At 58.9% G+C, this 462-nt stretch carries 1 rRNA gene; it reads right to left on the minus strand.

Annotated features, from left to right (window positions below):
- Positions 1-373 precede the first annotated feature (373 nt).
- Positions 374-462, minus strand: a 16S ribosomal RNA gene (locus IG90_RS0138800); the annotation flags it as partial.

A 462-nucleotide genomic window follows, 5' to 3' on the forward strand; every position in this document is an offset into this window, starting at 1 on the left:
GGCCTCCCACGTCCTTCATCGGTTCCTGGTGCCAAGGCATCCACCGTGCGCCCTTAAAAACTTGGCCACAGATGCTCGCGTCCACTGTGCAGTTCTCAAGCAACGACCAGCCACCCATCACCCCGTCCTTGCGGACGAGTTCACTGGGGCCGGCGTCGAAGGCAGCCTTGCGGCCATACCTTCAGACACCCAACAGCGCGCCCAGTACCCGGAATTCATTCGGTTCGCTTTCCACGCTCCGAGGAGCAGTACTCGCGTCCCGGCTTAACCACCAGGTACTGAATAGTCAACGTTCCACCCATGAGCTGACCACCGTCGAACATTTGTCGACGTAGTGGCTCTGGATTCCTTGCGGAATCTAGATGCTCCTTAGAAAGGAGGTGATCCAGCCGCACCTTCCGGTACGGCTACCTTGTTACGACTTCGTCCCAATCGCCAGTCCCACCTTCGACAGCTCCCTCC

Origin of the sequence: Streptomyces anulatus (genome assembly GCF_000721175.1) — a bacterium.
In the GTDB taxonomy this organism is placed as follows: Bacteria; Actinomycetota; Actinomycetes; order Streptomycetales; family Streptomycetaceae; genus Streptomyces; species Streptomyces anulatus_C.